The sequence below is a fragment of the Streptomyces graminofaciens genome (assembly GCF_030294945.1).
GTDB classification, from domain to species: domain Bacteria; phylum Actinomycetota; class Actinomycetes; order Streptomycetales; family Streptomycetaceae; genus Streptomyces; species Streptomyces graminofaciens.
The window spans coordinates 3,469,348-3,492,546 of the sequence record NZ_AP018448.1 but is presented as its reverse complement, the minus strand read 5'-3'; the positions used below and the strand labels follow the sequence as shown (position 1 = coordinate 3,492,546).

Annotated in this window: 22 protein-coding genes; 18 read left to right on the top strand and 4 right to left on the bottom strand. The window is 72.5% G+C overall.

Features of this window, described 5'->3' with window-relative positions; genetic code table 11:
- From SGFS_RS15005 to SGFS_RS14965, 9 genes are read left to right on the top strand one after another with little or no spacing between them, the layout of a single operon-like run.
- A complete protein-coding gene (locus SGFS_RS15005) occupies positions 1 to 1,143 on the top strand; it encodes an FAD-dependent oxidoreductase (RefSeq protein ID WP_286250622.1) in 1,143 nt (380 codons plus the stop codon).
- Positions 1,140 to 2,138 carry an amidohydrolase family protein gene (locus SGFS_RS15000; protein WP_286250620.1) on the top strand — a complete coding sequence of 333 codons (999 nt, stop codon included), beginning with the start codon at positions 1,140 to 1,142 and terminating at the stop codon, positions 2,136 to 2,138. Before SGFS_RS15005 ends, SGFS_RS15000 begins: the two co-directional genes overlap by 4 nt.
- Positions 2,139 to 2,160: 22 nt before the next feature.
- The gene (locus SGFS_RS14995) at positions 2,161 to 3,099 is read left to right on the top strand and encodes a VOC family protein (protein ID WP_286250618.1); all 939 of its coding nucleotides are present in this window, start codon (positions 2,161 to 2,163) and stop codon (positions 3,097 to 3,099) included.
- 13 nt (positions 3,100 to 3,112) lie between these two features.
- A complete protein-coding gene (locus tag SGFS_RS14990) occupies positions 3,113 to 4,042 on the top strand; it encodes a fumarylacetoacetate hydrolase family protein (protein ID WP_286250615.1) in 930 nt (309 codons plus the stop codon).
- Positions 4,039 to 4,785, top strand: a complete 747-nt coding sequence (locus SGFS_RS14985) for an SDR family NAD(P)-dependent oxidoreductase (protein ID WP_286250613.1) — start codon at positions 4,039 to 4,041, stop codon at positions 4,783 to 4,785. Before SGFS_RS14990 ends, SGFS_RS14985 begins: the two co-directional genes overlap by 4 nt.
- Entirely contained in the window at positions 4,782 to 4,919 is a 138-nt protein-coding gene (locus SGFS_RS14980) for an SDR family oxidoreductase (RefSeq protein WP_434027101.1), read from the top strand. Before SGFS_RS14985 ends, SGFS_RS14980 begins: the two co-directional genes overlap by 4 nt.
- 14 nt (positions 4,920 to 4,933) lie before the next feature.
- Positions 4,934 to 5,689, top strand: a complete 756-nt coding sequence (locus SGFS_RS14975) for a CoA transferase subunit A (protein ID WP_286250611.1) — start codon at positions 4,934 to 4,936, stop codon at positions 5,687 to 5,689.
- Entirely contained in the window at positions 5,686 to 6,336 is a 651-nt protein-coding gene (locus SGFS_RS14970) for a CoA transferase subunit B (RefSeq protein WP_286250608.1), read from the top strand. Before SGFS_RS14975 ends, SGFS_RS14970 begins: the two co-directional genes overlap by 4 nt.
- Before the next feature lie 7 nt (positions 6,337 to 6,343).
- The gene (locus SGFS_RS14965; protein WP_286250606.1) at positions 6,344 to 6,628 is read left to right on the top strand and encodes a hypothetical protein; all 285 of its coding nucleotides are present in this window, start codon (positions 6,344 to 6,346) and stop codon (positions 6,626 to 6,628) included.
- Here the strand turns inward: SGFS_RS14965 and SGFS_RS14960 are convergent.
- Together SGFS_RS14960 and SGFS_RS14955 are read right to left on the bottom strand one after the other, a co-directional pair.
- A complete protein-coding gene (locus SGFS_RS14960; protein WP_286250604.1) occupies positions 6,616 to 7,011 on the bottom strand; it encodes a guanyl-specific ribonuclease in 396 nt (131 codons plus the stop codon). The two genes, SGFS_RS14965 and SGFS_RS14960, sit on opposite strands and share 13 nt — an antisense overlap.
- A gap of 157 nt (positions 7,012 to 7,168) precedes the next feature.
- The gene (locus SGFS_RS14955; protein ID WP_286250601.1) at positions 7,169 to 7,372 is read right to left on the bottom strand and encodes a hypothetical protein; all 204 of its coding nucleotides are present in this window, start codon (positions 7,370 to 7,372) and stop codon (positions 7,169 to 7,171) included.
- A gap of 179 nt (positions 7,373 to 7,551) precedes the next feature.
- Here SGFS_RS14955 and SGFS_RS14950 point away from each other — a divergent pair, with 179 nt between their 5' ends.
- From SGFS_RS14950 to SGFS_RS14940, 3 genes are all read left to right on the top strand, one after another.
- Entirely contained in the window at positions 7,552 to 8,940 is a 1,389-nt protein-coding gene (locus tag SGFS_RS14950; protein WP_434027097.1) for a histidine kinase, read from the top strand.
- A 186-nt stretch (positions 8,941 to 9,126) separates the two neighbouring features.
- Positions 9,127 to 10,098, top strand: coding sequence for a hypothetical protein (locus SGFS_RS14945; RefSeq protein ID WP_286250599.1), 972 nt, complete (start codon positions 9,127 to 9,129; stop codon positions 10,096 to 10,098).
- Positions 10,099 to 10,183: 85 nt separating this feature from the next.
- Entirely contained in the window at positions 10,184 to 11,236 is a 1,053-nt protein-coding gene (locus SGFS_RS14940; RefSeq protein ID WP_286250597.1) for an aldo/keto reductase, read from the top strand.
- A 120-nt stretch (positions 11,237 to 11,356) separates the two neighbouring features.
- Here the strand turns inward: SGFS_RS14940 and SGFS_RS14935 are convergent, their stop codons facing one another.
- Positions 11,357 to 12,388 carry an aldo/keto reductase gene (locus SGFS_RS14935; protein WP_286250595.1) on the bottom strand — a complete coding sequence of 344 codons (1,032 nt, stop codon included), beginning with the start codon at positions 12,386 to 12,388 and terminating at the stop codon, positions 11,357 to 11,359.
- 196 nt (positions 12,389 to 12,584) lie between these two features.
- Here SGFS_RS14935 and SGFS_RS14930 point away from each other — a divergent pair, with 196 nt between their 5' ends.
- Positions 12,585 to 13,259 (top strand): response regulator transcription factor, encoded by a 675-nt coding sequence (locus SGFS_RS14930; protein ID WP_286250593.1) that lies wholly within the window; start codon positions 12,585 to 12,587, stop codon positions 13,257 to 13,259.
- Between the two features lie 166 nt (positions 13,260 to 13,425).
- On the opposite strand, the gene SGFS_RS14925 is transcribed toward SGFS_RS14930, so the two are convergent.
- On the bottom strand, positions 13,426 to 14,436 hold the full coding sequence (locus tag SGFS_RS14925) for a Gfo/Idh/MocA family protein (protein WP_286250592.1): 1,011 nt from the start codon (positions 14,434 to 14,436) through the stop codon (positions 13,426 to 13,428).
- Positions 14,437 to 14,566: 130 nt separating this feature from the next.
- Between SGFS_RS14925 and SGFS_RS14920 the strand changes: the two genes are divergently transcribed.
- From SGFS_RS14920 to SGFS_RS14900, 5 genes are all read left to right on the top strand, one after another.
- The gene (locus SGFS_RS14920) at positions 14,567 to 15,304 is read left to right on the top strand and encodes a GntR family transcriptional regulator (protein WP_286259934.1); all 738 of its coding nucleotides are present in this window, start codon (positions 14,567 to 14,569) and stop codon (positions 15,302 to 15,304) included.
- 176 nt (positions 15,305 to 15,480) lie between these two features.
- A complete protein-coding gene (locus SGFS_RS14915; RefSeq protein WP_286250591.1) occupies positions 15,481 to 16,626 on the top strand; it encodes an ROK family glucokinase in 1,146 nt (381 codons plus the stop codon).
- On the top strand, positions 16,623 to 17,204 hold the full coding sequence (locus tag SGFS_RS14910) for a sugar kinase (protein ID WP_286250590.1): 582 nt from the start codon (positions 16,623 to 16,625) through the stop codon (positions 17,202 to 17,204). Before SGFS_RS14915 ends, SGFS_RS14910 begins: the two co-directional genes overlap by 4 nt.
- Positions 17,205 to 17,333: 129 nt before the next feature.
- Positions 17,334 to 20,162, top strand: a complete 2,829-nt coding sequence (locus SGFS_RS14905) for a DEAD/DEAH box helicase (protein WP_286250589.1) — start codon at positions 17,334 to 17,336, stop codon at positions 20,160 to 20,162.
- 311 nt (positions 20,163 to 20,473) lie between these two features.
- Positions 20,474 to 23,116 (top strand): SWIM zinc finger family protein, encoded by a 2,643-nt coding sequence (locus SGFS_RS14900; RefSeq protein ID WP_286250588.1) that lies wholly within the window; start codon positions 20,474 to 20,476, stop codon positions 23,114 to 23,116.
- Positions 23,117 to 23,199 lie beyond the last annotated feature (83 nt).

Below are 23,199 nucleotides of genomic sequence, written 5' to 3'. Positions count from 1 at the left end.
ATGACCAAGACGACCGAGACCCGAAGGGTCCTCGTGATCGGGGGCGGCGCCTCCGGCAACGCCGTGACCATCCTGCTTCGTGGAGCCGGTCTCACCGTCGACTTGATCGAGGCGAGGCCCGACTGGAACGCCACCACCGGCTCCGGCATCACCCTCCAGGGCAACGCCCTGCGCGTGCTGCGCGAACTCGGCGTCTGGGAGAAGGTGGAGGCGTCCGGGTTCGCCTTCGGCGCGCTCGGCGTGACCGCCCCTGACGGGACCCTGCTGCACGAGGCCGAGGATCTGAAAACCGGCGGCGACGACCTGCCCGCCACCCTCGGCCTGCAACGCCCGCAGCTGCAGCAGATCCTCATCGACGCGGTCCGCGCGTCCGGCGCCACCGTGCGCCTCGGCATCACCGCGGACATCCAGGAACAGGACGCCGACGGCGTCACGGTGCGCTTCAGCGACGACACGACCGGTCGTTACGACCTGGTGATCGCCGCCGACGGCCTCAACTCCGCCACCCGGGCCGCGATCGGCATCACCGACAGACCCGAGCCCACCGGCATGGCGATCTGGCGCACCCCCGCCCCGCGCCCCGAGGGCGTCACACGCACGGACCTCGCCTTCGGCGGCCCGGCCTACATCGCCGGCTACACCCCCACCAGCGAGAAGACCCTCTACGCGTACGTCGTCGAGGCCAGCCGAGGTGACCGCTCCTCGATCCCGCCGGAGTCGTACGCGGACGAGATGCGGCGCCTCGCGCAGCGTTACGGCGGCGCCTGGCCCGAGATCGCGGCCCACATCACCGACCCGGCGCGGGTCAACTACACCTGGTTCAACCGGCTGTTGGTCGAGGGGTCCTGGCACCGCGGCCGGGTGGTCGTGATCGGCGACGCCGCCCACTGCTGCCCGCCCACCCTGGCCCAGGGCGCGGCCATGTCCCTGGAGGACGCCTCCGTGCTCGCCGAGATGCTCACCGGCGGACGGGCCTGGGGCGACGAGCTGTTCCAGGCGTTCTACGAGCGGCGCATCACGCGCGTGCGGACCGTTGTCGAGGCGTCCGTGCAGCTCGGGCAGTGGCAGTTGGACGGCGTGCGCGACGCCGACGTGCCCGGCCTCATCGGCCGCACGATGACCATGCTGAAGGAACTGCCGTGACGACACCCACCGTCGACGTGCACGCTCACATCCTGCTGCCCGAGGTCGAGGCCCTGGTGGCCGACCACCCCGGCCTGGCCGAGGCCAGGGCGCTGGACGCCCGCCGCAACGGTCCCGCCGCCCTGGCCGTCAACGGCCCCATGGTGCGCGAACGCATCCCGAAGCTGACCGACGTCACCGTACGGCTGGCCGCGATGGACGCGCAGGGCGTGGACGTTCAGTTGGTCAGCCCGTCCCCCTCGCACTACCACTACTGGGCGGACGAGGAGACGGCCGAGAAGGTGTACCGGCTGGCCGACGAGGCGACGGCCGCGCACTGCGCCCAGGCGCCGCAACGGCTGCACGGGCTCGGCCTCGTCCCCCTCCAGCACCCGGAGCTGGCCGTGCACGCCCTCGAACACGCCCTGGAACAGGGCCTGTTGGGCGTCGAGATCTCGTCGCACACGCCGGGCCGGGAGCTGTCCGACCCGGCCTACGAACCCTTCTGGTCCCGGGCCGCCGCGACCGGCGCGCTCCTCTTCCTGCACCCCTTCGGCTGCACCCTCGACGAGCGCCTCGACCGGTGGTACCTGTCCAACACCGTCGGCCAGCCCACCGAGAACGCCGTCGCCCTGTCCCACCTCATCTTCTCCGGCGTCCTGGACCGCCATCCGGGGCTGAAGCTGATCGCGGCGCACGGGGGTGGCTACCTGCCCACCCACATCGGCCGCTCCGACCACGCCTGGCAGGCCCGCTCCGACGCGGGCGCGGGCTGCGCCCATCTGCCGAGCAGCTACCTGAAGCGGCTGTACTTCGACTCCCTCGTCCACGACCCCCACGTCCTGCGCGCGCTCATCGCCGCCGCGGGCGCGGACCGGGTCCTGCTCGGCTCCGACTTCCCCTTCGACATGGGCACCGAGGACCCGGTCGGCGCCCTGCGCGCGGCCCGCCTGCCCGATGCCGACTTCCACGCCGTACGCGGCGGCAACGCGGCCGCCCTGCTGCGGCTCACCTGACCCCCCACAGGAGGAACCCACCATGAGCGCACGCCTGCTCACCCACCTCCGGCACGTCGACCTCGCCGTGCCCGACTACGACAAGCAGCTCGACTTCTACGCCGGCGTCTGGGGCCTGACCAAGGTCGCCGAGGACTCCGGCATCTCCTTCCTGGCCGCCGAGGGCTCCCCCGAGCAGTACGTCGTCCGGCTCCGCAAGGCCGAGGAGAAGCGGCTCGACCTCGTCTCCTACGGCGCCGCTTCGGCGGCCGACGTGGACACACTCGCCGAGCAACTCCTCGCGGCGGAGGTGCAGTTGATATCCCAGCCGGGCAAGGCCGACACCCCCGGCGGCGGTTACGGCTTCCGTTTCTTCGACGTCGACGGGCGGACCATCGAGGTCTCGGCGGACGTCGACGTACGGCAGCACCGGAAGATCGAGGAGAAGGAGTCGATCCCGGTCAAGCTGTCCCACGTCGTCCTCAACTCCCCGGACCTGAACCGCACCCGGGAGTGGTACGAGCGGCACCTCGGCTTCCGCCTCTCCGACACCCTCATGCATCCCAGGATGGGTGAGGCGATGCACTTCATGCGGATCAGCAACCAGCATCACTCCATGGCCATCGCCCAGGGCCCGCACACGGCCCTGCACCACATCTCCTTCGAGATGCGCGGCATCGACGAGTACATGCGCGGCTCCGGCCGCGTCATCCGGTCGGGCGCCAAGAAGGTCTGGGGCCCCGGCCGGCACCTGGCCGGCGACAACACCTTCACCTACTTCCTGGACCCGCACGGCAACACGGTGGAGTACACGACCGAGCTGGAGGTCCTCGACGAGGACACCTGGCACCCGCACGTCTACGACTTCTCCCAGCCCGAGGTCGCCGACCAGTGGGGCACGGCGAACCCGATGAACGAGCTGGTCGCCAAGGAGTCGTTCAACGACGTCGACCGCGGCGTGTTCGTCGCCCCGCCGGTGTAAGGGGCGCCGACCATTGCGTATCGCCACTTACCTGTACCAGGGGCGGCGTCACTGCGGAGTCGTGGACGACACCGTCGTCCACGCGCTGCCGGACGAAACCTCGCCGCTCGACGCGGCGGCCGGGGTCCCGCCGGTCGGCCCCGCTGTGCCGCTGACCGACGTACGCCTGCTGCCACCGCTGGAGCCGCCCACCATCCGGGACTTCGTCACCTTCGAGGAACACGTCGAGGGCGTACGGCGGTCCGTGGACGGTGTCGGCGGGGTGCCCGATGCCTGGTACGACGCGCCCACCTTCTACTTCACCAACCCGTACGCGGTCGTCGGGCCGTACGACGACGTCCCCGTGCCCCCGGGCGCGCAGGTCCTCGACTTCGAGCTGGAGGTCGCCGCCGTCATCGGCCGCGAGGGACGTGACCTCACCCCCGAGCAGGCCCGCGACCACATCGTCGGCTACACGATCCTCAACGACTGGTCCGCGCGCGATCTCCAGTCCCGTGAGATGCAGGTCCGACTCGGCCCCTGCAAGGGCAAGGACACGGCCGCCACCCTCGGCCCGTACCTCGTCACCGCCGACGAACTGGAGCCCTACCGCGACCCGGACGGCTTCCTGCGCCTCGCGCTGACCGCCGAGGTCAACGGCGAGGTCGTCGGCAGGGACCTGCTGTCCAACATGAGCTGGACCTTCGAGGAGATGGTCGCCTACGCCTCGCGCGGCACCGTCGTACGCCCCGGTGACGTGCTCGGCTCGGGCACCTGCGGCAACGGTGGCTGCCTGGCGGAGCTGTGGGGCGTACGGGGTGAGCAGTCCCCGCCGCCGCTGAAGCCCGGCGACACCGTCACCCTCACCGTCGAGGGCATCGGCACCGTCTCCAACACCGTGGTCACGGGCGCCGCTCCGGTGCCGCTGCCGACCGCCCGCCGACGCACCCGGGAGCGGCCGTGAGCACACCGGGGAGGCTCAGCGGCAAGGTCGTGGTCGTCACCGGGGCGGCCCGCGGCCAAGGCGCCGCCGAGGCCGAGGCCCTGGCCCGGCAGGGCGCCCGGGTCATCGCCACCGACGCGACACCGGAGGGCGACTGCCGCCGCCTCGACGTCACCAGTGAGCAGGACTGGGCCGAACTGGCGGCGGAACTACGGGACTCGTACGGCCAGGTCCACGGCCTGGTCAACAACGCGGGCGTCACCTGGCGCGCCCGCGTCGGAGACGTACGCCCCGAGGACTTCGCCCGCGTCCACGCCGTCAACGTCACCGGCCCCTTGCTGGGAATCCAGCACCTCGCACCCCTCATGCCGCCCGGTGCGTCCATCGTCAACGTCGGCTCGTCCGCCGCGCTCACCGGCCATTACCCGGTCGCGTACACGGCCAGCAAATGGGCACTGCGGGGTCTGTCGAAGAGCGCCGCGACGGAGCTGGGCCCACGGGGCATCCGTGTGAACACGATCCACCCCGGCTTCATCGAGACCGACATGACCGCATCCGCCGCGCCCGCCTTCCGTGAGGCGAACGTCCGCGAGACACCGCTCGGCCGCACCGGCACCGTGCGCGAAGTGGCCCCGCTCGTGGTCTTCCTCCTCTCCGACGAGGCGTCCTTCATCACCGGCGCGGAGATCCCCGTCGACGGCGGGTTCACCGCCCACGGCGGCGCCAAGTCCATCTCCGACGCGCTGCGCACGGAGGCGACGTGAGAAGGCTCGACGGCAACGTGGCTCTGATCTCGGTCACGGCCTTCCTCGCCTCCGACGAGGCCTCGCACATGACCGGCGCCAGTCTCGTCGTCGACGGCGGTTGGTCGTTCGTACCTCCCGGCGCCGCCGGCTGAAAGGCAGTTCCCTGATGGACAAGGTCAGTTCCTCCGCCACTGAGGCGGTCGCCGACATCCCCGACGGCGCGTCGCTCGCCGTCGGCGGCTTCGGTCTCAGCGGCGTACCCGAAGCCCTCATCCGGGCCCTGCACGAGCAGGGCGCCACGGCTTTGGAGGTCGTGTCGAACAACTGCGGCGTGGACGGCCGCGGCCTGGGCGTGCTGCTGGCCGCCGGGCGCATAGCCCGGGTGACGGGTTCCTACGTCGGCGAGAACAAGGAGTTCGCCCGCCAGTACCTGTCCGGCGAGCTGGAGGTCGAACTGGTCCCGCAGGGCACCCTCGCCGAACGCCTCCGCGCGGGCGGCGCGGGCATCCCCGCCTTCTACACCCCGGCAGGCGTCGGCACCCAGGTCGCACACGGCGGCCTGCCCTGGCGCTACGCGCCGGACGGCTCGGTCGCGGTCGCCTCCCCGCCCAAGGAGACCCGCGACTTCCACGGCCGCCCGCACGTCCTGGAACACGGCATCACCACCGACTTCGCCCTCGTACGGGCCTGGCGCGGCGACCGCCACGGCAACCTCGTCTTCCGCAGGGCGGCGGCCAACTTCAACCCGCTCGCCGCGATGGCCGGCCGCGTCACCGTCGCCGAGGTGGAAGAACTCGTGGAACCGGGAGAGCTGCGCCCCGACGAGATCCATCTGCCGGGTGTCTTCGTCCAGCGGGTGGTCGAGCTGACGAGTCACCAGGCCGCCGACAAGTACATCGAGAAGAGGACCGTACGAGCATGAGCACGACCACGGGCTGGACCCGCGAGCAGATGGCCGCCCGCGCCGCCGCCGAACTCACCGACGGCTCCTACGTCAACCTCGGCATCGGCCTGCCCACCCTCGTCCCCGGCCACCTCCCGCCCGGCGTCCACGTCGTCCTGCACTCCGAGAACGGCATCCTCGGCACCGGTCCCTACCCGACCGAGGCCGAGGTCGACCCCGACCTGATCAACGCGGGCAAGGAGACCGTCACCGTCCTGCCCGGCGCGAGTTTCTTCGACTCCGCCCTCTCCTTCGGCATGATCCGCGGCGGACACATCGACACGGCCGTGCTCGGCGCCATGCAGGTCTCCGAGTACGGAGACCTCGCCAACTGGATGATCCCCGGCAAGATGGTGAAGGGCATGGGCGGCGCGATGGACCTCGTTCACGGGGCTCGCCGGGTCATCGTGCTCATGGAGCACACCGCCAAGGACGGCACTGCGAAGATCGTCAAGGAGTGCGGTCTCCCGCTGACCGGCGAGCGCTGCGTCCACCGCGTCATCACCGACCTCGGTGTCCTGGACGTCACGCCGGACGGCCTCGCCCTGGTGGAGACCGCGCCCGGCGTCACCGTCGACGAGATCACCGCGAAGACGGCCGCACCCCTGCGCACCGACGCCTGCTGATCACCGCATGCTCGACGAGGGCGAGGGCGAGGGCGAGGGCGAGGGCGAGGGCGAGGACGAGGGCGAGGACGAGGCGGGGACGGGGACGATGGCGTCGGCCACCGGCCGAGGCGCGACGGTCACCCCGCTGCCCTCGAACGCCGGCTTGGCGAGATCTCCCGCGCCGCGCGGCGCGCAATCGCCCGCCGGTGGCCGAACGCGCCTCGCCCCGCGGCTGAGTGGGGGAGCCGCGGGGCGAGGAGTGACGATCGTGCAGGGCAAGAACTCGGACTCGGGTTCTCAGCAGTCGTAGTCGATGAGGGCGAAGGACGCGTAGTGGTTCGCGGTGTAGTAGTCCTCCTGGTACTCCTCACCGGTGACGATACGGCGGGCGCCGCGCGTCGAGGAGCCGGGCGTCTTGACCGTGTATTCGTGGTAGTAGCCGGTGGCCTGGCTGGGCAGGACACGCTCCCGGTTCTGGAAGACGCTCCCGTCCTGCGAGTACGGGAACGGGCCGCCCCTGGCGATCAGGTTGAGCGTGGTGTATGCCTGCGACGGCAGGTCGCCGTAACAGATGCTGCCGACCGCCGACGTGGCGGCACCCGCCGGGCCGGCGGTGACGGTGCCGCCCACGAGGAGGGCGGACAGGAGGGCGGCTGCTGCGCCGATGCGTGTTGCGCGTGGGGGGAATCTCATGACCTCATGATGACGCGCGTAGACAGTGACATGTCAATGACAAGTTCCATGATTTTCCCGGCACGTCCGATGAGTTTTCGGGAAGTTAACCTGGCGCGCGATGGCTCCACGAGGCCTCCACATGCGCGTGGCTGGGGGGCTTGGCGCCGACGGGCGATCACCCCGGCTTCCGGCTCTCGGCCGCCACGAACAGGGCGATCGCCAGGACGATCAGCGCGATGCTCACATAGATCTCGTAGCCGTCCAGCACCGCCCACCGCTGTGTGACGCCCCAGCGCAGCTTGCCGGTCAGCTCGTACACCAGGCCGCCCGTGCCCTGCAGCAGGGCGATGAACCCGAAGAACTCCAGTAACTGCTTCATGTTCCCGATCCTCGCCCCGTGGCCCCTCCACTCTCGTCGGCCGCGGGGCCAGGTCTGTTCGACCTCGGACTCGGATGGGCGCGGTCCCTGGCGACGAAAGTCGGCGGGGTCACGACTTCGGTCGCGTTCATGGGCGGAGACGAGGTGAGGGAAGCCGTCCCTGCGTAGATTTGTCGACCGTGAGTAGCGTGCGTCGTGACCAGTCGGGCCCGGCCTCCGTGCCCGAGTCGCCGGTCTTCCCCGGGCGGCGCTGGCTGCTGCCCTCAGCCGTGGTCGACGAACTCGACGCCGACTTCGGGGCGGACTCCGGCGCGGAACGGTCCGAGCGATCCGGACGATCCGAGCGGTCCGGGGGGTCCAAACCCTCCGGGGGGTCCAAACCCTCCGGGCGGTCCAAACCCTCCGGGCGGTCCGGACGACCTCGGCGGCGGCCCCGGCGCACCGCGCGCGACTGGGTCGTCGACTTCACGTGCTTCCTCGTCGCCGTCTTCATCGGCCTGCTCGGCGCCGACACCCTGAGACAGGAGCACAACCTCCCGCACGTCTTCGCCCTCGTCGACCAGTTGTTCGGCGCGCTCGCCTGCGCCGCGGTCTGGCTGCGCCGCCGCTGGCCGTTCGGGCTCGCGGTGGCCATGGTCCCGGTCTGCTTCGTGTCGAACACCGCGGGCGGCGCGGGCCTGGTCGCCCTGTTCACGCTCGCCGTGCACCGGCCGTTCCGGTACGTGGCATGGGTCGGCGGTGTCTCCTTCGCGACGACCCCGGTGTTCTTCTGGCTGCGCCCCGACCCCGATGTCGACTACCCCTGGGCGGTGCTCTTCGCCGCGCTGCTCACCGCCGCGATCGTCGGCTGGGGCATGTTCGTGCGGTCCAAGCGGCAGCTCATACTGAGCCTCAGGGACCGTGCCCGGCGGGCCGAGACGGAGGCCGCGCTGCGGGCCGAGCAGGCCCAGCGACTGGCCCGTGAGGACATCGCCCGCGAGATGCACGACGTGCTGGCCCACCGCCTGACCCTGCTGAGCGTGCACGCGGGCGCGCTGGAGTTCCGCCCCGACGCGCCCCGCGAGGAGGTCGTCCGCGCCGCCGGAGTCATCCGGGAGAGCGCCCACGAGGCCCTGCAGGACCTGCGGGAGATCATCGGCGTACTGCGGGCCGGCGAGTCCGACGAGACGGGACGGCCGCAGCCGACGCTCGCCGCGCTGGACACCCTGGTCGCCGAGTCCCGAGAGGCCGGTATGAAGGTCGTGCTCGACAACCACGTCCTCGACCCCACCGCCGTGCCCGCCTCCGTCGGCCGCACCGCGTACCGCATCGCGCAGGAAGCCCTCACCAACGCCCGCAAGCACGCGCCCGGCGCCGAGGTCACCGTCACGGTCTCGGGCACCACGGCCGACGGCCTCACCGTCTCCGTACGCAATCCGGCGCCACCGGGGGAGGTCCCGGCCGTCCCCGGCTCCGGCCAGGGCCTCATCGGTCTGACCGAGCGCGCGACGCTGGCCGGGGGCCGTCTGGAGCACGGGCCCGAGGGGGACGGCGGATTCGGGGTGCGGGCCTGGCTGCCCTGGGGGTGAGCAAGGGCTCGGCCGGGCCTCCGTAACAGCTTGTCACGGCGCGTGCGCGACGCCATCTGCTCCCGCATGATTGCCGGTTGACTCGTACGAGCCGATCGGCCCCATGCGCCTCGGGAGGACAACAGCGTGAGTTTCGGGGGAAACAGCGGTCACGGAGGGCACAATCCGTACCGGCCGCAACCGCCCATGCCGCCGAACGGAGGACCGTACGCCCCGCCCACGGGGCCTTACGTCCCACCACAGCCGGGCACGCCGTACCCGAATCCGTACCCGCACCCGTATCCGTACGTCCCTGTGCCGCCGCCGTCCGTCTGGCAGCGGCTGCGTGAGGACGAGTGGCCGCCGCTCAGGGAGTTCCTGAGCGGGCTGCGGATCAACGGCTGTCTGTGGGCGCTGGCGGTGATGTGCGCGTGGCCGCTCGTGGTGGGTGTGCTGGTGGGCTATCCCCTGGCCCGCTCGGCGCGCCGCCCGGCACGGCGGATCTTCCCCTCGCGCGGCCGCCGCCGGATCGAGGACCCGGGCGTGCAGGCGCTGCAGCGGACCCGGGCCTGGACCGCCACGGCCATGTCCGTGCTGATCCTGGCCGCGTACGGCAAGCCCGGGGACGTCGACCAGGCACGGGACCAGTTCATGCTGCGGCTGACGATCACCCCCTGGCTGCTGCTCCTGAGCGCGCCCGTGGTGGTGGCCCTGTTGTTCCGCTGCTCGTCGCCGCCCGCGCGCCGGGCGATGCGCCCTCATCTGCGCAACGCCTGGCAGTCGGCCCTGTGGTACTTCGGTGCCTTCGTGGGGGTGGGGGCCGTGATGGCGGTGATGTTCTACGCCAAGCAACTCTTCGGGGCGGAGGCGGACCACTGGGTGCGGGTCGGGCTCCTCGTACCGCTGGGGTGGCTGCTGCTGTTCATCGGCTTCGCCTCCGGGCCCGCCGTGCGCAGCGCCTTCAACACCGCCGATGTGCACGCGGCGCTCCCGGCGCTGCTCACGGGCATCCTGGTGTGGGAGTTCTCCGCCATCGGCCTCGCGACGGGCGGGCTGCCGCCGGGCCCGCCGGCCGTCCAGTTCGCAGCCCTTGTCGGCGGCCCCGCCTCCGTGACGGCCGTGGCCTGGTGGGAGATCCGCCGGCTGCGCACGCGCCACGGGGTGGCCCTGCGGGGCTGAACCTCTCCGTGCCCTTGCCGTCGAGTGCACTCCAAGTCCTAGAGTGACGCCCCCAACCGCCCCCCACCTGCGACGGAGCACCGGTATGCGTTATCGCGTCCTCGGCAAGACCGGCATCGAGGTCAGCACCCACTGCCTCGGCACGATGATGTTCGGTGCCATCGGCAACCCCGACCACGAGGACGGCGCACGCATCATCCACGCCGCGCTCGACGCCGGCATCAACTTCGTGGACACCGCCGACATGTACTCGGCGGGCGAAAGCGAGGAGATCGTCGGCAAGGCGCTCAAGGGCAGGCGCGACGACGTCGTGCTCGCTACGAAGGTGCACTTTCCGCTGGGTGAGGGACGCAACCGCAGCGGTAATTCGCGCCGCTGGATCGTCAAGGCCGTCGAGGACAGTCTGCGGCGCCTGGACACGGACTGGATCGACCTCTACCAGGTGCACCGTCCTGACCACACCACCGACATCGAGGAGACGCTGTCCGTCCTCGGCGACCTGGTGAGGGCGGGCAAGGTCCGGGCGTTCGGCTGCTCCACGTTCCCCGCCGAGGACCTGGTCGAGGCTCACCATGTGGCGGAGCGGCGCGGGCTGATGCGGCTGCGCACGGAGCAGCCGCCGTACTCGATTCTCGCGCGCGGCGTCGAGCGGGCCGTGCTGCCCACCGCGCAGCGCCTGGGCATGGGGGTGCTGACCTGGTCACCGCTCGCCTCGGGTTTTCTGTCCGGCGCCTACCGCGAGGGTCGGCCCGTCGACCTCGCCACCGGCCGCGCCAAGCTCACTCCGCACCGCTTCGACCCCGCCGTCCCGGGCAACCCCGCGAAGTTCGCGGCCGTCGAGCAACTGGCTTCTCTCGCCGAGGAGTTGGGCCGGACCCTGCCTGAACTGGCCGTCGCCTTTCCGCTGGCCCACCCGGCCGTCACGTCGGTGATCACCGGTCCGCGCACCATGGACCAGCTCACCTCGCTGCTCAAGGGCGCCGACCTGCTGCTCGACGACGCCGTGCTCGACCGTATCGACGAGATCGTGGCGCCCGGCACCGATCTCTATCGGGCCGACGGTGTCTGGCAGCCGCCGTCGCTCACCGACCGCGCGCGGCGCAGGCGCCCGGCCGGGGAGCGGGCGGCCGCGGACTGACCCCGCCGTTCGAGGGCCCGGTCGGCGTGGGGGCGACGGACCGCGGCGGAGCGACGAAGTCGCATGCAGGGACTCCTTGTTGAGACCATGAGGTCCCAGCGAGTCGGCCCTGCCGTCACCTCACGGGGCGGTACGCGGCACCACGCGCTGCCCGGCCGTCCCGTAGACCCACGCCGAGGTGTCGTCGATGAACTCGCCGGGGAAGCCGAGACGGAAGTCGGTGGACTGCTCCAGCCGGGCCAACACCTCGCCGGGCAGCGTGAGTCGGGCGGCACCCAGATTGTCGTCGAGCTGCTCGACGCGGCGGGCGCCCAGGATCGGGTGGACGGCGGGGGAGTGGGCCATGGTCCAGGCGATGGCCACCTGCGCCGGGGAGGCGCCCAGCTCGTCCGCCGCGGCCTGCACCGCCTCCGCCACGGCACGCTCCCGCACCCCGACCGCCTCGGCGGGCAGCCGGGCCACGGCACCGGGCCCCACCCCGCCCGGCCGGGTGTACTTGCCGGACAGGATGCCGTTGTGCAGCGGGCTCCAGGCCGCGACCGACATCCCGAACGCCTCGGCCATCGGCAGCAGTTCACGCTCGATGTCCCGGTTGAGCAGGCTGTACGGCACCTGGAGCGCCGAGAGTGGGGACCAACCCCGCCACTCCGCGAGGGTGTTGGCGCGCGACACCACCCACGCCGGGGCGTCCGAGATCCCGACGTACAGCACCTTCCCGGACCGTACGGCGTCGTCGAGGGCGCGCATGGTCTCCTCGACCGGGGTGTTCCGGTCCCAGATGTGCACCCAGTAGAGGTCGACGTAGTCGGTGCCCAGGCGCCGCAGGCTGGTCTCCAGCGACAGGGTGAGGTTCTTGCGGTGGTTGCCCGCGGCGTTGGGGTCGGTGCCGTCGCGCGAGACGGTGTACTTGGTGGACAGCACGAACCGGTCCCGTCGCCCCTTGAGCAGCTCGCCGACGATCCGCTCGCTCTCCCCGCCCCGGTAGTTGACCGCCGTGTCGATCACATTGCCACCGGCCTCCGCGTACACATCGAGGATCCGCGCGCACTCCTCCCGGGGTGCCCCCACACCGCCCTGCTCGCCGAAGGTCATGGCGCCTAGGAACAGCTCGGAGACGCGGAGCCCGGTCCGGCCCAGAAGTCGGTAACGCACAGAAACCCTCCGTGAGTTGACTGCTGACTGTCGAGTGCGGTGTCGATCGACCGACATTAGCCGGGGACACGGCGGACGGCATCAACGGGCCAGGTCGCGTACGGCGACGACCGGGAGGCGGGCGGCGGGAGTCGGGCGGCCGGGACCGTGGCGGGAAATACGCGAGCCGACGCGGGCAGGACAATACGGTGGGCCGATGACCGCGAAGATCCGACTGCTCCTCGTCGACGACGACCCTCTCGTACGTGCCGGACTGTCCTTCATGATGGGCGGTGCCGACGACATCGAGATCGTCGGTGAGGCCGCCGACGGCAGCGAGGTGGACGCGCTCGTCGACCGTACGCGCCCCGACGTCGTCCTCATGGACATCCGGATGCCCACGGTCGACGGCCTCGCGGCCACCGAGCGGCTCCGGAGCCGCAGGGACGCACCCCAGGTCGTCGTCCTGACCACCTTCCACGCGGACGAACAGGTGCTGCGGGCCCTGCGCGCGGGCGCGGCCGGGTTCGTCCTCAAGGACACCCCGCCCGCCGAGATCGTCGAGGCCGTGCGCCGCGTCGCGGCCGGTGATCCCGTGCTCTCGCCCACCGTCACCCGCCAGCTGATGGCACACGCCGCCGGCAGCGCTCCCGACACCCGCCGGGCGAAGGCCCGGTCCCGCGTCGCCGTCCTCAACGACAGGGAACGCGGGGTCGCCGTCGCGGTCGGCCGGGGCGCCTCCAACGCCGAGATCGCCGCCGAACTGTTCATGAGCGTCGCCACGGTGAAGACCCACGTCTCCCGCGTCCTCGCCAAGCTCGACCTCAACAACCGTGTGCAGATCGCCCTGTTGACGTACGACGCGGGGCTGCTGGAGGAGGAAGGGCGCTGAGGGCGGGTGGGTTTGGCGCTGCTGGGCGGGTGGGGGGCGGGTGGAGGCTTGTCGCGCAGCCCCTGCTTCTCCGGGGCGCGGGGAACCGCGCGAGCGACCCACTACGACCCGCACCCGCCCACGCACCCCGACCACCCGAGCCGGGCGCACAAGGCAGGGCGGAGCCTCAGTCGCGCCCGCCCGGAATCTCCCCCAGGTTCACCGGCCTCCGCTCCACCCGGGACAACTCGCACGCCTCGGCGATCCGCAACGCCTGCAACGCCTCACGCCCATCACATGGATTCGCCCGCTCCCCCCGGACCACCTCCACGAACGCCCCGATCTCCGCCTCGTACGCGGCGGCGAACCGCTCCAGAAACCCGGTCCACGGCTTGTCCGCGGCAGGCGGCCCCGCAGGCTCCGTCGACGCCACCGGCGTACGGTCGTCGAGCCCCACCACCACCGTGTCCAGCTCCCCGGCGAGCTCCATCCGCACGTCGTAGCCGGCCCCGTTCACCCGCGCCCCCGTCGCCGTGACCAACGCCCCGTCGTCGAGCGTCAGCACGGCCACCGCGGTGTCGACGTCGTGCGCCTCGCGGAACATCACCGGCCCGGCGTCCGACCCGGTGGCGTACACCTCCGCCACCTCACGTCCCGTCACCCACCGCACGATGTCGAAGTCATGGATCAGACAGTCCCGGTAGATGCCTCCGGACACCGGCAGATAGTCGGCGGGCGGCGGCGTCTGGTCGGCCGTCATCGCCCGCAATGTGTGCAACCGCCCGAGCCGCCCCGCCCGCACCGCCTCCCGCGCACCGACGTACCCCGCGTCGAAGCGTCGCTGGAACCCCATCTGCAACACGGTCCCGGCCGCGTCCACCTCGGCGAGCGCGCTTAAGGTCCCTGGCATGTCCACGGCAATGGGTTTCTCGCAGAACACGGGCAGCCCGGAGCGTGCTGCCCGACCGATCAGTTCACCGTGGGCCGAAGTCGCCGCCGTGATGACCACGGCGTCCACACCCCAGGTGAAGATCTCGTCCACGCCCGGGGCCGCCGTCTCACCGAGGCGATCGGCGAGATCATGGGCCCGAGCGGAATCGACGTCCGTGATGATCAGAGAGCCGACATCACGGTGGCGGCTGAGCGTGGTCGCGTGGAACGTGCCGATGCGACCTGCCCCGATGAGTCCGATGCGCATGGGAAACAAAGTGGGGTCGCACCCGCCACCGTGTCAATGGATTGTCCGGACAACCGAACTACGCAACTTCCCGTGACCAAAGCACCACGGTTACGCTCGCCCCGTGCCGAAACCAGAAGTGGATCCGACCGTGCCGCTCCAGCTCAGCGTCGACCGCAGCAGCCCGGTCCCGCTCTACTTCCAGCTGTCCCAGCAACTGGAGGCCGCGATCGAGCACGGCGAGCTGACCCCGGGCAGCCTGCTGGGCAACGAGATCGAGCTGGCCGCCCGCCTCGGCCTGTCCCGGCCGACCGTCCGCCAGGCCATCCAGTCCCTCGTCGACAAGGGCCTGCTCGTACGCCGCCGCGGCGTGGGCACGCAGGTCGTGCACAGCCAGGTCAAGCGCCCGCTGGAGCTGAGCAGCCTCTACGACGACCTGGAAGCCGCCGGGCAGCGCCCCGCGACCCGCGTCCTCCTCAACACCACCGTCGCCGCCTCCGCCGAGGTCGCGGCTGCCCTCGCCGTCACCGAGGGCAGTGAGGTCCACCGCATCGAGCGACTCCGACTGGCGCACGGCGAGCCGATGGCGTACCTCTGCAACTACCTCCCCACCGACCTCCTCGACCTCGACTCCCCCCAGCTGGAGTCCACCGGCCTCTACCGCCTCATGCGCACCGCGGGCATCACCCTCCACAGCGCCAGGCAGACAATCGGAGCCAGGGCGGCCACGCCCGAGGAGGCCGCCCGGCTGACAGAACCCGAGGGCGCCCCCTTGTTGACCATGCAGCGCACGACGTTCGACGACACGGGCCGTGCGGTGGAATACGGGACTCACGTGTACAGGGCCTCGCGCTACTCCTTCGAGTTCCAACTTCTCGTGCGGCCCTGAGGCGCCGTGAGCCCTTGTCGGCAGGGGGCCACCATGCTTTAAGGGGCGCGGGGCGGTGACATTTGCGGCTGCGCCGCGTGGGCGCGGCAAGCTCCCACCGGCCGGCAGCCAGAACACAACACCAGGCACCCGCCCCCACGGCGCACCGAGCGGAGCGTTAGGGCAGAATCGGCCCGATGAGCACCTACCGCGACTTCACCCACCGCGGCTCCGCGCGGGCCACCGTCCTGCGGACCGTGGGAACGCGCGAGCGCCGCTCCCACCTGACGGCGCCCCGCGTCCCCACCGTCGGCATCGACATCGGCGGCACGAAGGTGATGGCGGGCGTCGTGGACGCCGACGGCAACATCCTGGAGAAGCTCCGCACGGAGACGCCCGACAAGTCCAAGAGCCCCAAGGTCGTCGAGGACACCATCTGCGAGCTGGTCCTGGACCTCTCCGACCGGCACGACGTGCACGCCGTCGGCATCGGCGCGGCCGGCTGGGTCGACGCGGAGCGCAACCGCATCCTGTTCGCCCCGCACCTTTCCTGGCGCAACGAGCCGCTGCGCGACCGGCTCGCCGGACGGCTCGCCGTGCCCGTCCTCGTCGACAACGACGCCAACGCCGCCGCCTGGGCCGAGTGGCGCTTCGGCGCCGGCCGAGGCGAGGACCAGATGGTCATGATCACGCTGGGCACCGGCATCGGCGGCGCGATCCTGGAGGACGGCCAGGTCAAGCGGGGCAAGTTCGGTGTGGCGGGCGAGTTCGGCCATATGCAGGTCGTGCCCGGCGGCCACCGCTGCCCGTGCGGCAACCGCGGCTGCTGGGAGCAGTACAGCTCCGGGAACGCCCTGGTCAGAGAGGCCCGCGAACTCGCAGCGGCCGACTCCCCGGTGGCGTACGGGATCATCGAGCACGTCAAGGGCAACATCGCCGACATCACTGGCCCGATGATCACGGAGTTGGCCCGCGAGGGCGACGCGATGTGCATCGAGCTGCTTCAGGACATCGGTCAGTGGCTCGGCGTCGGCATCGCCAACCTCGCCGCCGCCCTCGACCCGTCCTGCTTCGTCATCGGCGGCGGTGTCTCGGCCGCCGACGACCTGCTGATCGCCCCGGCGCGGGACGCGTTCAGGCGCCAGCTCACCGGTCGTGGCTACCGCCCCGAGGCCCGCATCGCCCGCGCCCAGCTCGGCCCCGAGGCCGGCATGGTGGGCGCCGCCGACCTGGCCCGCCTCGTCGCCCGCCGCTTCCGCCGCGCCAACCGGCGCCGTGTCGAGCGGTACGAGCGTTACGCGAGGTACGTGGAGGGCCGCCGCACCACCCAGGACTCCGCGTGACCCCCTCGGTGCCGCGCCAGGGCTCGTCCCCGGACGAGCCGGAGCGGCCGGCCGAGGACCGCCGTCACCGCAACCGCCGCCGGGCGCTCACCCTGGCGATCATCGTGCTGCTCATCGGCGTACCCGCCGGTTACCTGGTGATCTCCGCCAACCAGAGCCGCGACAGCGGCAAGGACAAGGAGGAGAAGTACTCGGCGACCGGCCTCACCGCCGGCTGGCCCTCCCGCGTCCAGCGCCGCCTCTACCGGGTGCCGATCCCGCCGTACTCGGACCACGTCGCGTACTACGAGACGAACAACTGGAAGACCAGCCGCCTGTACGCCCAGTTCCGCACCAGCAACGAGGGCCTGGGCCGCTTCCTCGCCCAGATCGGCGCCGACCCGGCCGACCTGCAGGAGGGCGAGAAGGCCATAAGCGCCCGCGACCGGCGGATCATCGGCTGGGAGTTCACGGGCGCCGGCCCCTGGTACGGCCTCGTCCACGAGCAGAAGAACCCGGCGCCCACCCACGACATAGTCGTGAACCGCTCCGACCCGAACCATCCGATGGTGTACGTGGTGTCCCGGACCGTGCCCTGAGTAGGCCTCTGACGTGCCCGAACGTGATGCCGGGGCCGATTGTCGGACCCCGCCCGTAGAGTCGGAGACAGCTGATCCGAGAACTGGGACACAGCTGACACGACTCATGGGCGGGAGGTGACCGAACGAATGCGGGACATGGCTGTTCCCGAGGCCGACACGGCCGTTCCCGTGCGGCTGGCCGCCGTCTTCCAGCCCGCGCCGCTGCCGCGCGCGGGGCGGATGGTCTTCTGGGACCCGGAGGGCGACGCTCCGCCCTCCGTCCCCCGGCCCTCGGAGCCGACGGAGCTCACGGTGGTACGGCGGCACGGCTCCGGCGTCCGCAGAGGCACCGTCCCCGCCGTCTCACTGTCCCTCACCGAGGCCCTGCCCCTGCTCACCCGCGCCCGACGCGACCCGGCCGCGCACCCCGCCACCGCCTGCTGGGGTGCCGCCGCACTGCACGCGCTACGACTCGTCGCCCGAGGGCGACTGCTCCCCGGGCTGACCACCGAGGGGTACGACGCCTGGCGCGCGGGCCCGCTCGACCAGGACGACATCGCCCACCTCAGGGCCGTCGCCGCCGCCCTGCCGTACGAGGGCCACGCCGTGCCCCTGCCCGGCAAGGGCCCGCTCCGGCTGCCCGAGCCCGAGGCGCTGATGCGGTCCTTCCTGGACGCGGTCGCCGACACCCTGCCACGCGGCCCGGCGGCGCCGTACGTCTCCGGGCGGCCGTTCGCGGCGACCGCGGGACAGCGCCTGCCGCACGCGCGCGACTGGGCGGCCGAGGTCGCCGCGGGCATGGACGCGGGCGTACGGATCTCGCTGCGCCTGGACCTGTCGGCGTCCGACCTCTTCGACGACGGCGAGGGCGCGCGGCGGGCCGGCGCGGCCGTCGTCCAGGTGCACAGCCTCGCCGACCCCACGCTCGTCGTCGACGCGGCGGCCCTGTGGGCGGGCGACGCGGACGCGGCGTTCGGGCCACGCGCACGCGTGGACGCCGCCCTGGCCGTACGCCGCGCGGCCCGCGTCTGGCCACCCCTGGACCGGCTCGCCGAGCAGGACGTGCCCGATGTCCTCGCCCTCTCCGAGGACGAGCTGTCCGACCTGCTGGGCGTCGCCGCGACCCGGCTCGGTGCGGCCGGGGTCGCCGTGCACTGGCCGCGCGACCTGGCCCACGACCTGAGCGCCCGCGCCGAGGTCAGCCCGGCGCCCGGCTCCGCCACGGACGGCACGGGCTTCTTCGAGAGCGAGGAACTGCTCCGGTTCCGCTGGCAGTTGGCGCTCGGCGGCGACCCGCTCACCGAGACCGAGATGGACACCCTCACCGAGGCCCACCGCCCCATCGTCCGCCTCCGCGACCAGTGGGTCCTCGTCGACCCGGCCCTCGTCCGCAAGGCCCGCAAACGCGAACTTGGCCTGCTCGACCCCGTGGACGCCCTGTCCGTGGCCCTCACCGGCACGGCCGAGGTCGACGGGGAGACGGTCGAGGCGGTGCCGGTCGGGGCACTGGCGGCCCTGCGGGACCGTCTGACGGCCGGCATCGGCACGGTCGACCCGCCCCCGGGCCTCTCGGCGACCCTCCGCGACTACCAACTCCGGGGCCTGGCCTGGCTGGACCTCATGACCTCCCTCGGCCTCGGCGGCTGCCTCGCCGACGACATGGGCCTCGGCAAGACGGTCACGGTCATCGCCCTGCACCTGCGCCGCGCCCGCGCCGAACCCACGCTGGTCGTCTGCCCCGCGTCCCTGCTGGGCAACTGGCAGCGGGAGATCACCCGCTTCGCCCCCGGCGTCCCCGTACGCCGCTTCCACGGCCCCGACCGCACGCTCGACGACATCGACGGCGGCTTCGTCCTCACCACCTACGGCACGATGCGCTCGACGGCGCCGCAACTCGCCCAGCAGCAGTGGGGCATGGTCGTCGCCGACGAGGCCCAGCACGTCAAGAACCCCTACTCGGCGACGGCGAAGGCCCTGCGCACGATCCCGACACCCGCACGGGTCGCCCTGACCGGCACCCCGGTCGAGAACAACCTGTCCGAACTCTGGGCCCTGCTCGACTGGACGACCCCCGGCCTGCTCGGACCGCTGAAGTCCTTCCGCGCCCGTCACGCCCGCGCGGTGGAGAACGGCGAGGACGAGGAGGCCGTGACCCGCCTCGCCCGCCTGGTCCGCCCGTTCCTGCTCCGCCGCAAGAAGTCCGACCCGGGCATCGTCCCCGAACTCCCGCCCAAGACCGAGACGGACCACCCGGTCCCGCTCACCCGCGAACAGGCCGCGCTGTACGAGGCGGTGGTACGCGAGTCACTGCTCGTCATCGAGACGGCGGAGGGCATCGCCCGCAGGGGCCTGGTCCTGAAGCTGCTGGGAGCGCTGAAGCAGATCTGCGACCATCCGGCGCTGTATCTGAAGGAGGAGGCGGCGGGCACGGGCGACCGGCTGGCGGTCCGCTCCGGCAAACTGGCCCTGCTGGACGAGCTGTTGGACACGTTGCTGTCGGAGGACGGCTCGGCGCTGGTCTTCACGCAGTACGTGGGCATGGCCCGACTGATCACGGCGCACCTCGCCGCACGCGCGGTGCCGGTGGAGCTGCTGCACGGAGGTACGCCGGTCAAGGACCGCGAACACATGGTGGACCGCTTCCAGAGCGGGGCGACACCGGTACTTGTGCTCTCACTCAAGGCGGCGGGCACGGGCCTGAACCTCACCCGGGCGGGCCATGTCGTCCACTTCGACCGCTGGTGGAACCCGGCGGTCGAGGAACAGGCCACCGACCGCGCCTACCGCATCGGCCAGACCCAACCCGTCCAGGTCCACCGGCTCATCACCGAGGGCACGGTCGAGGACCGCATCGCCGAGATGCTGGAGTCCAAGCGGGCCCTGGCCGACGCCATCCTCGGCTCCGGCGAGGCCGCCCTCACGGAACTGACGGACCGAGAGCTGTCGGCCCTGGTGTCGCTGCGGAGGGCGACATGAGCGGGATCGAGGGGGAGGGCGAGGGTGTGAGGGCCGTGGAGGAGGCTGCGGGGAGGCCGCAGACCGAAGGATTCGAGGTGCCTGAAGCGTCTTTGGCGGATGTGGAAGTGGAGGGAACGGAAGCCGGCGGAGGGCCGCGCCCTGCCGACGCGGCCCGTCGGGCACTGCGCGCCGCACGGGAGCGGGGAGCTCGGGACGCGGAGGCGGTTGACGAGCAGAGCCCGTCTACGGCGCCTGGCGGTGGTCGTGGGGCCCCGGGTTCGTCGGCGGCCGGGGATCCGGCGCGCCCCGGCGCCGCGGTGCGCGAGGCGTTGCGCAGAGCTGTGGGCGGTAAGGCGGTCGGGGCCGAGGAGCCGGAGGGAGAGAGCACCCGTACCGCTGCGGAGGTCGCCGCACCCGCGGACGGCACGTCGTCGGGTACCAGGCCCGGGGACATCGCGCGGGAGGCGTTGCGCGCGGCCCGTGCCGAGCGAGCCCGAGCGGCGGCCGAGGCCGAAGCAGCCGCGATCGCGCGCCGAGCCGCCGGTCGGGCCTCGACCCGCTCCCGGGCGCGCGGGGACTCCGGGGGCGAAGGCGCCGGCCGCGCCGGGGAGGGCCGAGTCTGGAGCGCACGCGAACTGCCCACCGGTGGCTTCGAGGTGCCCGCCGAGGACGAACTGGCCGAGATGGGGGCCGGGGCCGCCGACGAGCCGGAGCCTGCCGTCTCTGCGGCAGCCGACGGTCCGCATCCCGCCGCCTCCACGGCAGCTGACAAGCCGCATCCCGCCTCCTCCACGGCAGCTGACAAGCCGGAGCCCGCGTCTCCTGCGGCAGCCGACGAGCCGGAGCCCGCGTCTCCTGCGGGAGCTGACCGTGCGGTCTCCCGGCCCGCAGTCATGGACCCGCATGACACGGTCCCGCCCCCGGACCAAGCCCTCTCCGGTCCGCAGACCGGCGGCGCCGCCCAGGACCCGGCGACCCCTGCCTCGCAGGGCAGCGTTCCCACCTCGGACTTGTCGGCGGCACGCGCGCAGGGCAGCGTTCCCACCTCGGACTTGTCGGCGGCACGCGCGCAGGGCAGCGTTCCCACCTCGGACTTGTCGGCGGCACGCGCGCACGGCAGCGTTCCCACCTCGGACCTGCCGGCGGCACGCGCGCACGGCAGCGTTCCCACCTCGGACCTGCCGGCGGCACGCGCGCACGGCAGCGTTCCCACCTCGGACCTGCCGGCGGCACACGCGCACGGCAGCGTTCCCACCTCGGACCTGCCGGCGGCACGCGCGCACGGCAGCGTTCCCTTCCCGCCCCCGGGCGCTCCCGCCCAGAACCAGGCGGCTCCCGCCTCGCACGGCAGCGCTCCCACCCCGGACCTGCCTGCCGCACGCCCCCACCACCCCGCCCCCATCCCGCCCCCCGGCGCTCCCACCCCGCCCCACGTCACCCTCGACGCCGAAGAGGCGCCCGCCCCCTCGCCCGCGACACCCCGCGTCCCCCGTTCCATGGCCGCCCCCTCCCGAGACGGCGAACTGCGCCGCACCTTCCGGGCCTTCCCGCCGCGCCCCCAGTCGGAGAAGGGCTTCGCGGAGACCTGGTGGGGCAGTGCCTGGGTGACCGCATTGGAGCAGGGCGCCCTCGACGCGGCTCGCCTGGCGCGCGGGCGGGCCTATGCAGACATGGGGCACGTCGACGCGATCACCGTCACACCGGGGCTCGTGCTCGCGTACGTCCACGGCAGCCGCCCCCGGCCGTACCGCGTACAGGTGCGGCTGCGGACGCTGGACGACGCCGCCTGGGACCGTTTCCTGGACACGGCGGCCGAGCGGCCGGGGCACATCGCCGCCCTGCTCGACAAGCAGATGCCCCACTCACTCGCCGAAACCCACCCTGACGCCGACACCGACACCGAGGCCGAAACCGCGTCCGCAGGCGCACCCGAGCCCGTACCGGCCGACCCCGATTTCCAATCCGTACCCGTACCCGAGCCCGTACCCGTACCCGAGCCCGTACCCGAGCCCGAGCCCGAATCCGAACCTGACGCCGAGAACCGAGGCGCCCCCCAGGCCAAAGACAGCCGCAGCCGCGAGCCCGCACGCGGCGTACGACTGCTCCCCGGCCCCGGCGAGCTGGAACCCCACTGCAGTTGCCCCGACTTCGGCCACCCCTGCAAGCACGCCGCCGCGCTCTGCTACCAGACCGCGCGCCTGCTCGACGAGGATCCCTTCGTCCTGCTGCTCCTGCGTGGCCGCGGCGAGCGGGAGTTGCTCGACGCGCTGTCCCGGCTGAGCGCCGCCCGCGCGGCCCGTGCCGCCCAGGAGAAGGAGCCCGCCACGCTCCCCGGCGTCCGCGCCCGCGACGCCCTCGCCCCGCGCGCACTCCCTCCGCTCCCCGCGCCGCCGCCCCCACCCCCGATCCCGGAGCAGCCACCGGTCTACCCGGGCGTGCCCGGCGGCCCGGACCCGTTCGCGCTGGACCAGTTGGCCACGGACGCGGCCGCCCGCGCGCACACGCTGCTCACCACCGGCCGCGACCCGGTGGCGGAGCTGACTCTCTGGCAGGACGCGGTACGGCTGGCCGCCGCCCGCCCCGGCTCCGGCCTCACCGCCGGCAGCCGCGCCCTGTACTCCTCCCTGGCGGCGGCCACCGACCGTACGTCCGGCGACCTGGCTCGCGCGGTCGCCGCCTGGCGTCAGGGCGGGCTCGACGGGCTGGCCGTCCTCGAAGAGCCCTGGGACCCGCCGGCGGGCCGCTTCGACCGCGCCCGCCCCCTGCTCCTCGCCGCCGACTTCCCGGCGTTCCGGCCCTGGCGCAACCACCTCACCCACCCCCGGGGCCACCTCCAACTCCGCCTGGGCCACGACGGCCTGTGGTACGCCTACGAGTCCGAACCGGGCCGCGACGACTGGTGGCCGAGAGGCATACCGGACCTCGACCCCGTGGGCGCGCTGACGGGACTGGGAGCCGCGCAGGACCTGTGAGCCGTACTCGCCACCGCGCCCACCCGCACGACACGCCCCAACGAGCTTCCCCTGGGGATGTTTGTTCGACACCGCGGTTCGTG

Excerpts from the sequence above, each read along its gene's own strand:
- SGFS_RS14915 (WP_286250591.1), top strand. The coding sequence starts at position 15,481 with ATGAGCACCTACCGCGACTTCACCCACCGCGGCTCCGCGCGGGCCACC.
- SGFS_RS14940 (WP_286250597.1), top strand. The coding sequence starts at position 10,184 with ATGCGTTATCGCGTCCTCGGCAAGACCGGCATCGAGGTCAGCACCCAC.
- SGFS_RS15005 (WP_286250622.1), top strand. The coding sequence starts at position 1 with ATGACCAAGACGACCGAGACCCGAAGGGTCCTCGTGATCGGGGGCGGC.
- SGFS_RS14970 (WP_286250608.1), top strand. The coding sequence starts at position 5,686 with ATGAGCACGACCACGGGCTGGACCCGCGAGCAGATGGCCGCCCGCGCC.
- SGFS_RS14925 (WP_286250592.1), bottom strand. The coding sequence starts at position 14,436 with ATGCGCATCGGACTCATCGGGGCAGGTCGCATCGGCACGTTCCACGCG.
- SGFS_RS14965 (WP_286250606.1), top strand. The coding sequence starts at position 6,344 with ATGCTCGACGAGGGCGAGGGCGAGGGCGAGGGCGAGGGCGAGGGCGAG.
- SGFS_RS14960 (WP_286250604.1), bottom strand. The coding sequence starts at position 7,011 with ATGAGATTCCCCCCACGCGCAACACGCATCGGCGCAGCAGCCGCCCTC.
- SGFS_RS14930 (WP_286250593.1), top strand. The coding sequence starts at position 12,585 with ATGACCGCGAAGATCCGACTGCTCCTCGTCGACGACGACCCTCTCGTA.
- SGFS_RS14945 (WP_286250599.1), top strand. The coding sequence starts at position 9,127 with ATGCCGCCGAACGGAGGACCGTACGCCCCGCCCACGGGGCCTTACGTC.
- SGFS_RS14995 (WP_286250618.1), top strand. The coding sequence starts at position 2,161 with ATGAGCGCACGCCTGCTCACCCACCTCCGGCACGTCGACCTCGCCGTG.
- SGFS_RS14905 (WP_286250589.1), top strand. The coding sequence starts at position 17,334 with ATGCGGGACATGGCTGTTCCCGAGGCCGACACGGCCGTTCCCGTGCGG.
- SGFS_RS14975 (WP_286250611.1), top strand. The coding sequence starts at position 4,934 with ATGGACAAGGTCAGTTCCTCCGCCACTGAGGCGGTCGCCGACATCCCC.
- SGFS_RS14955 (WP_286250601.1), bottom strand. The coding sequence starts at position 7,372 with ATGAAGCAGTTACTGGAGTTCTTCGGGTTCATCGCCCTGCTGCAGGGC.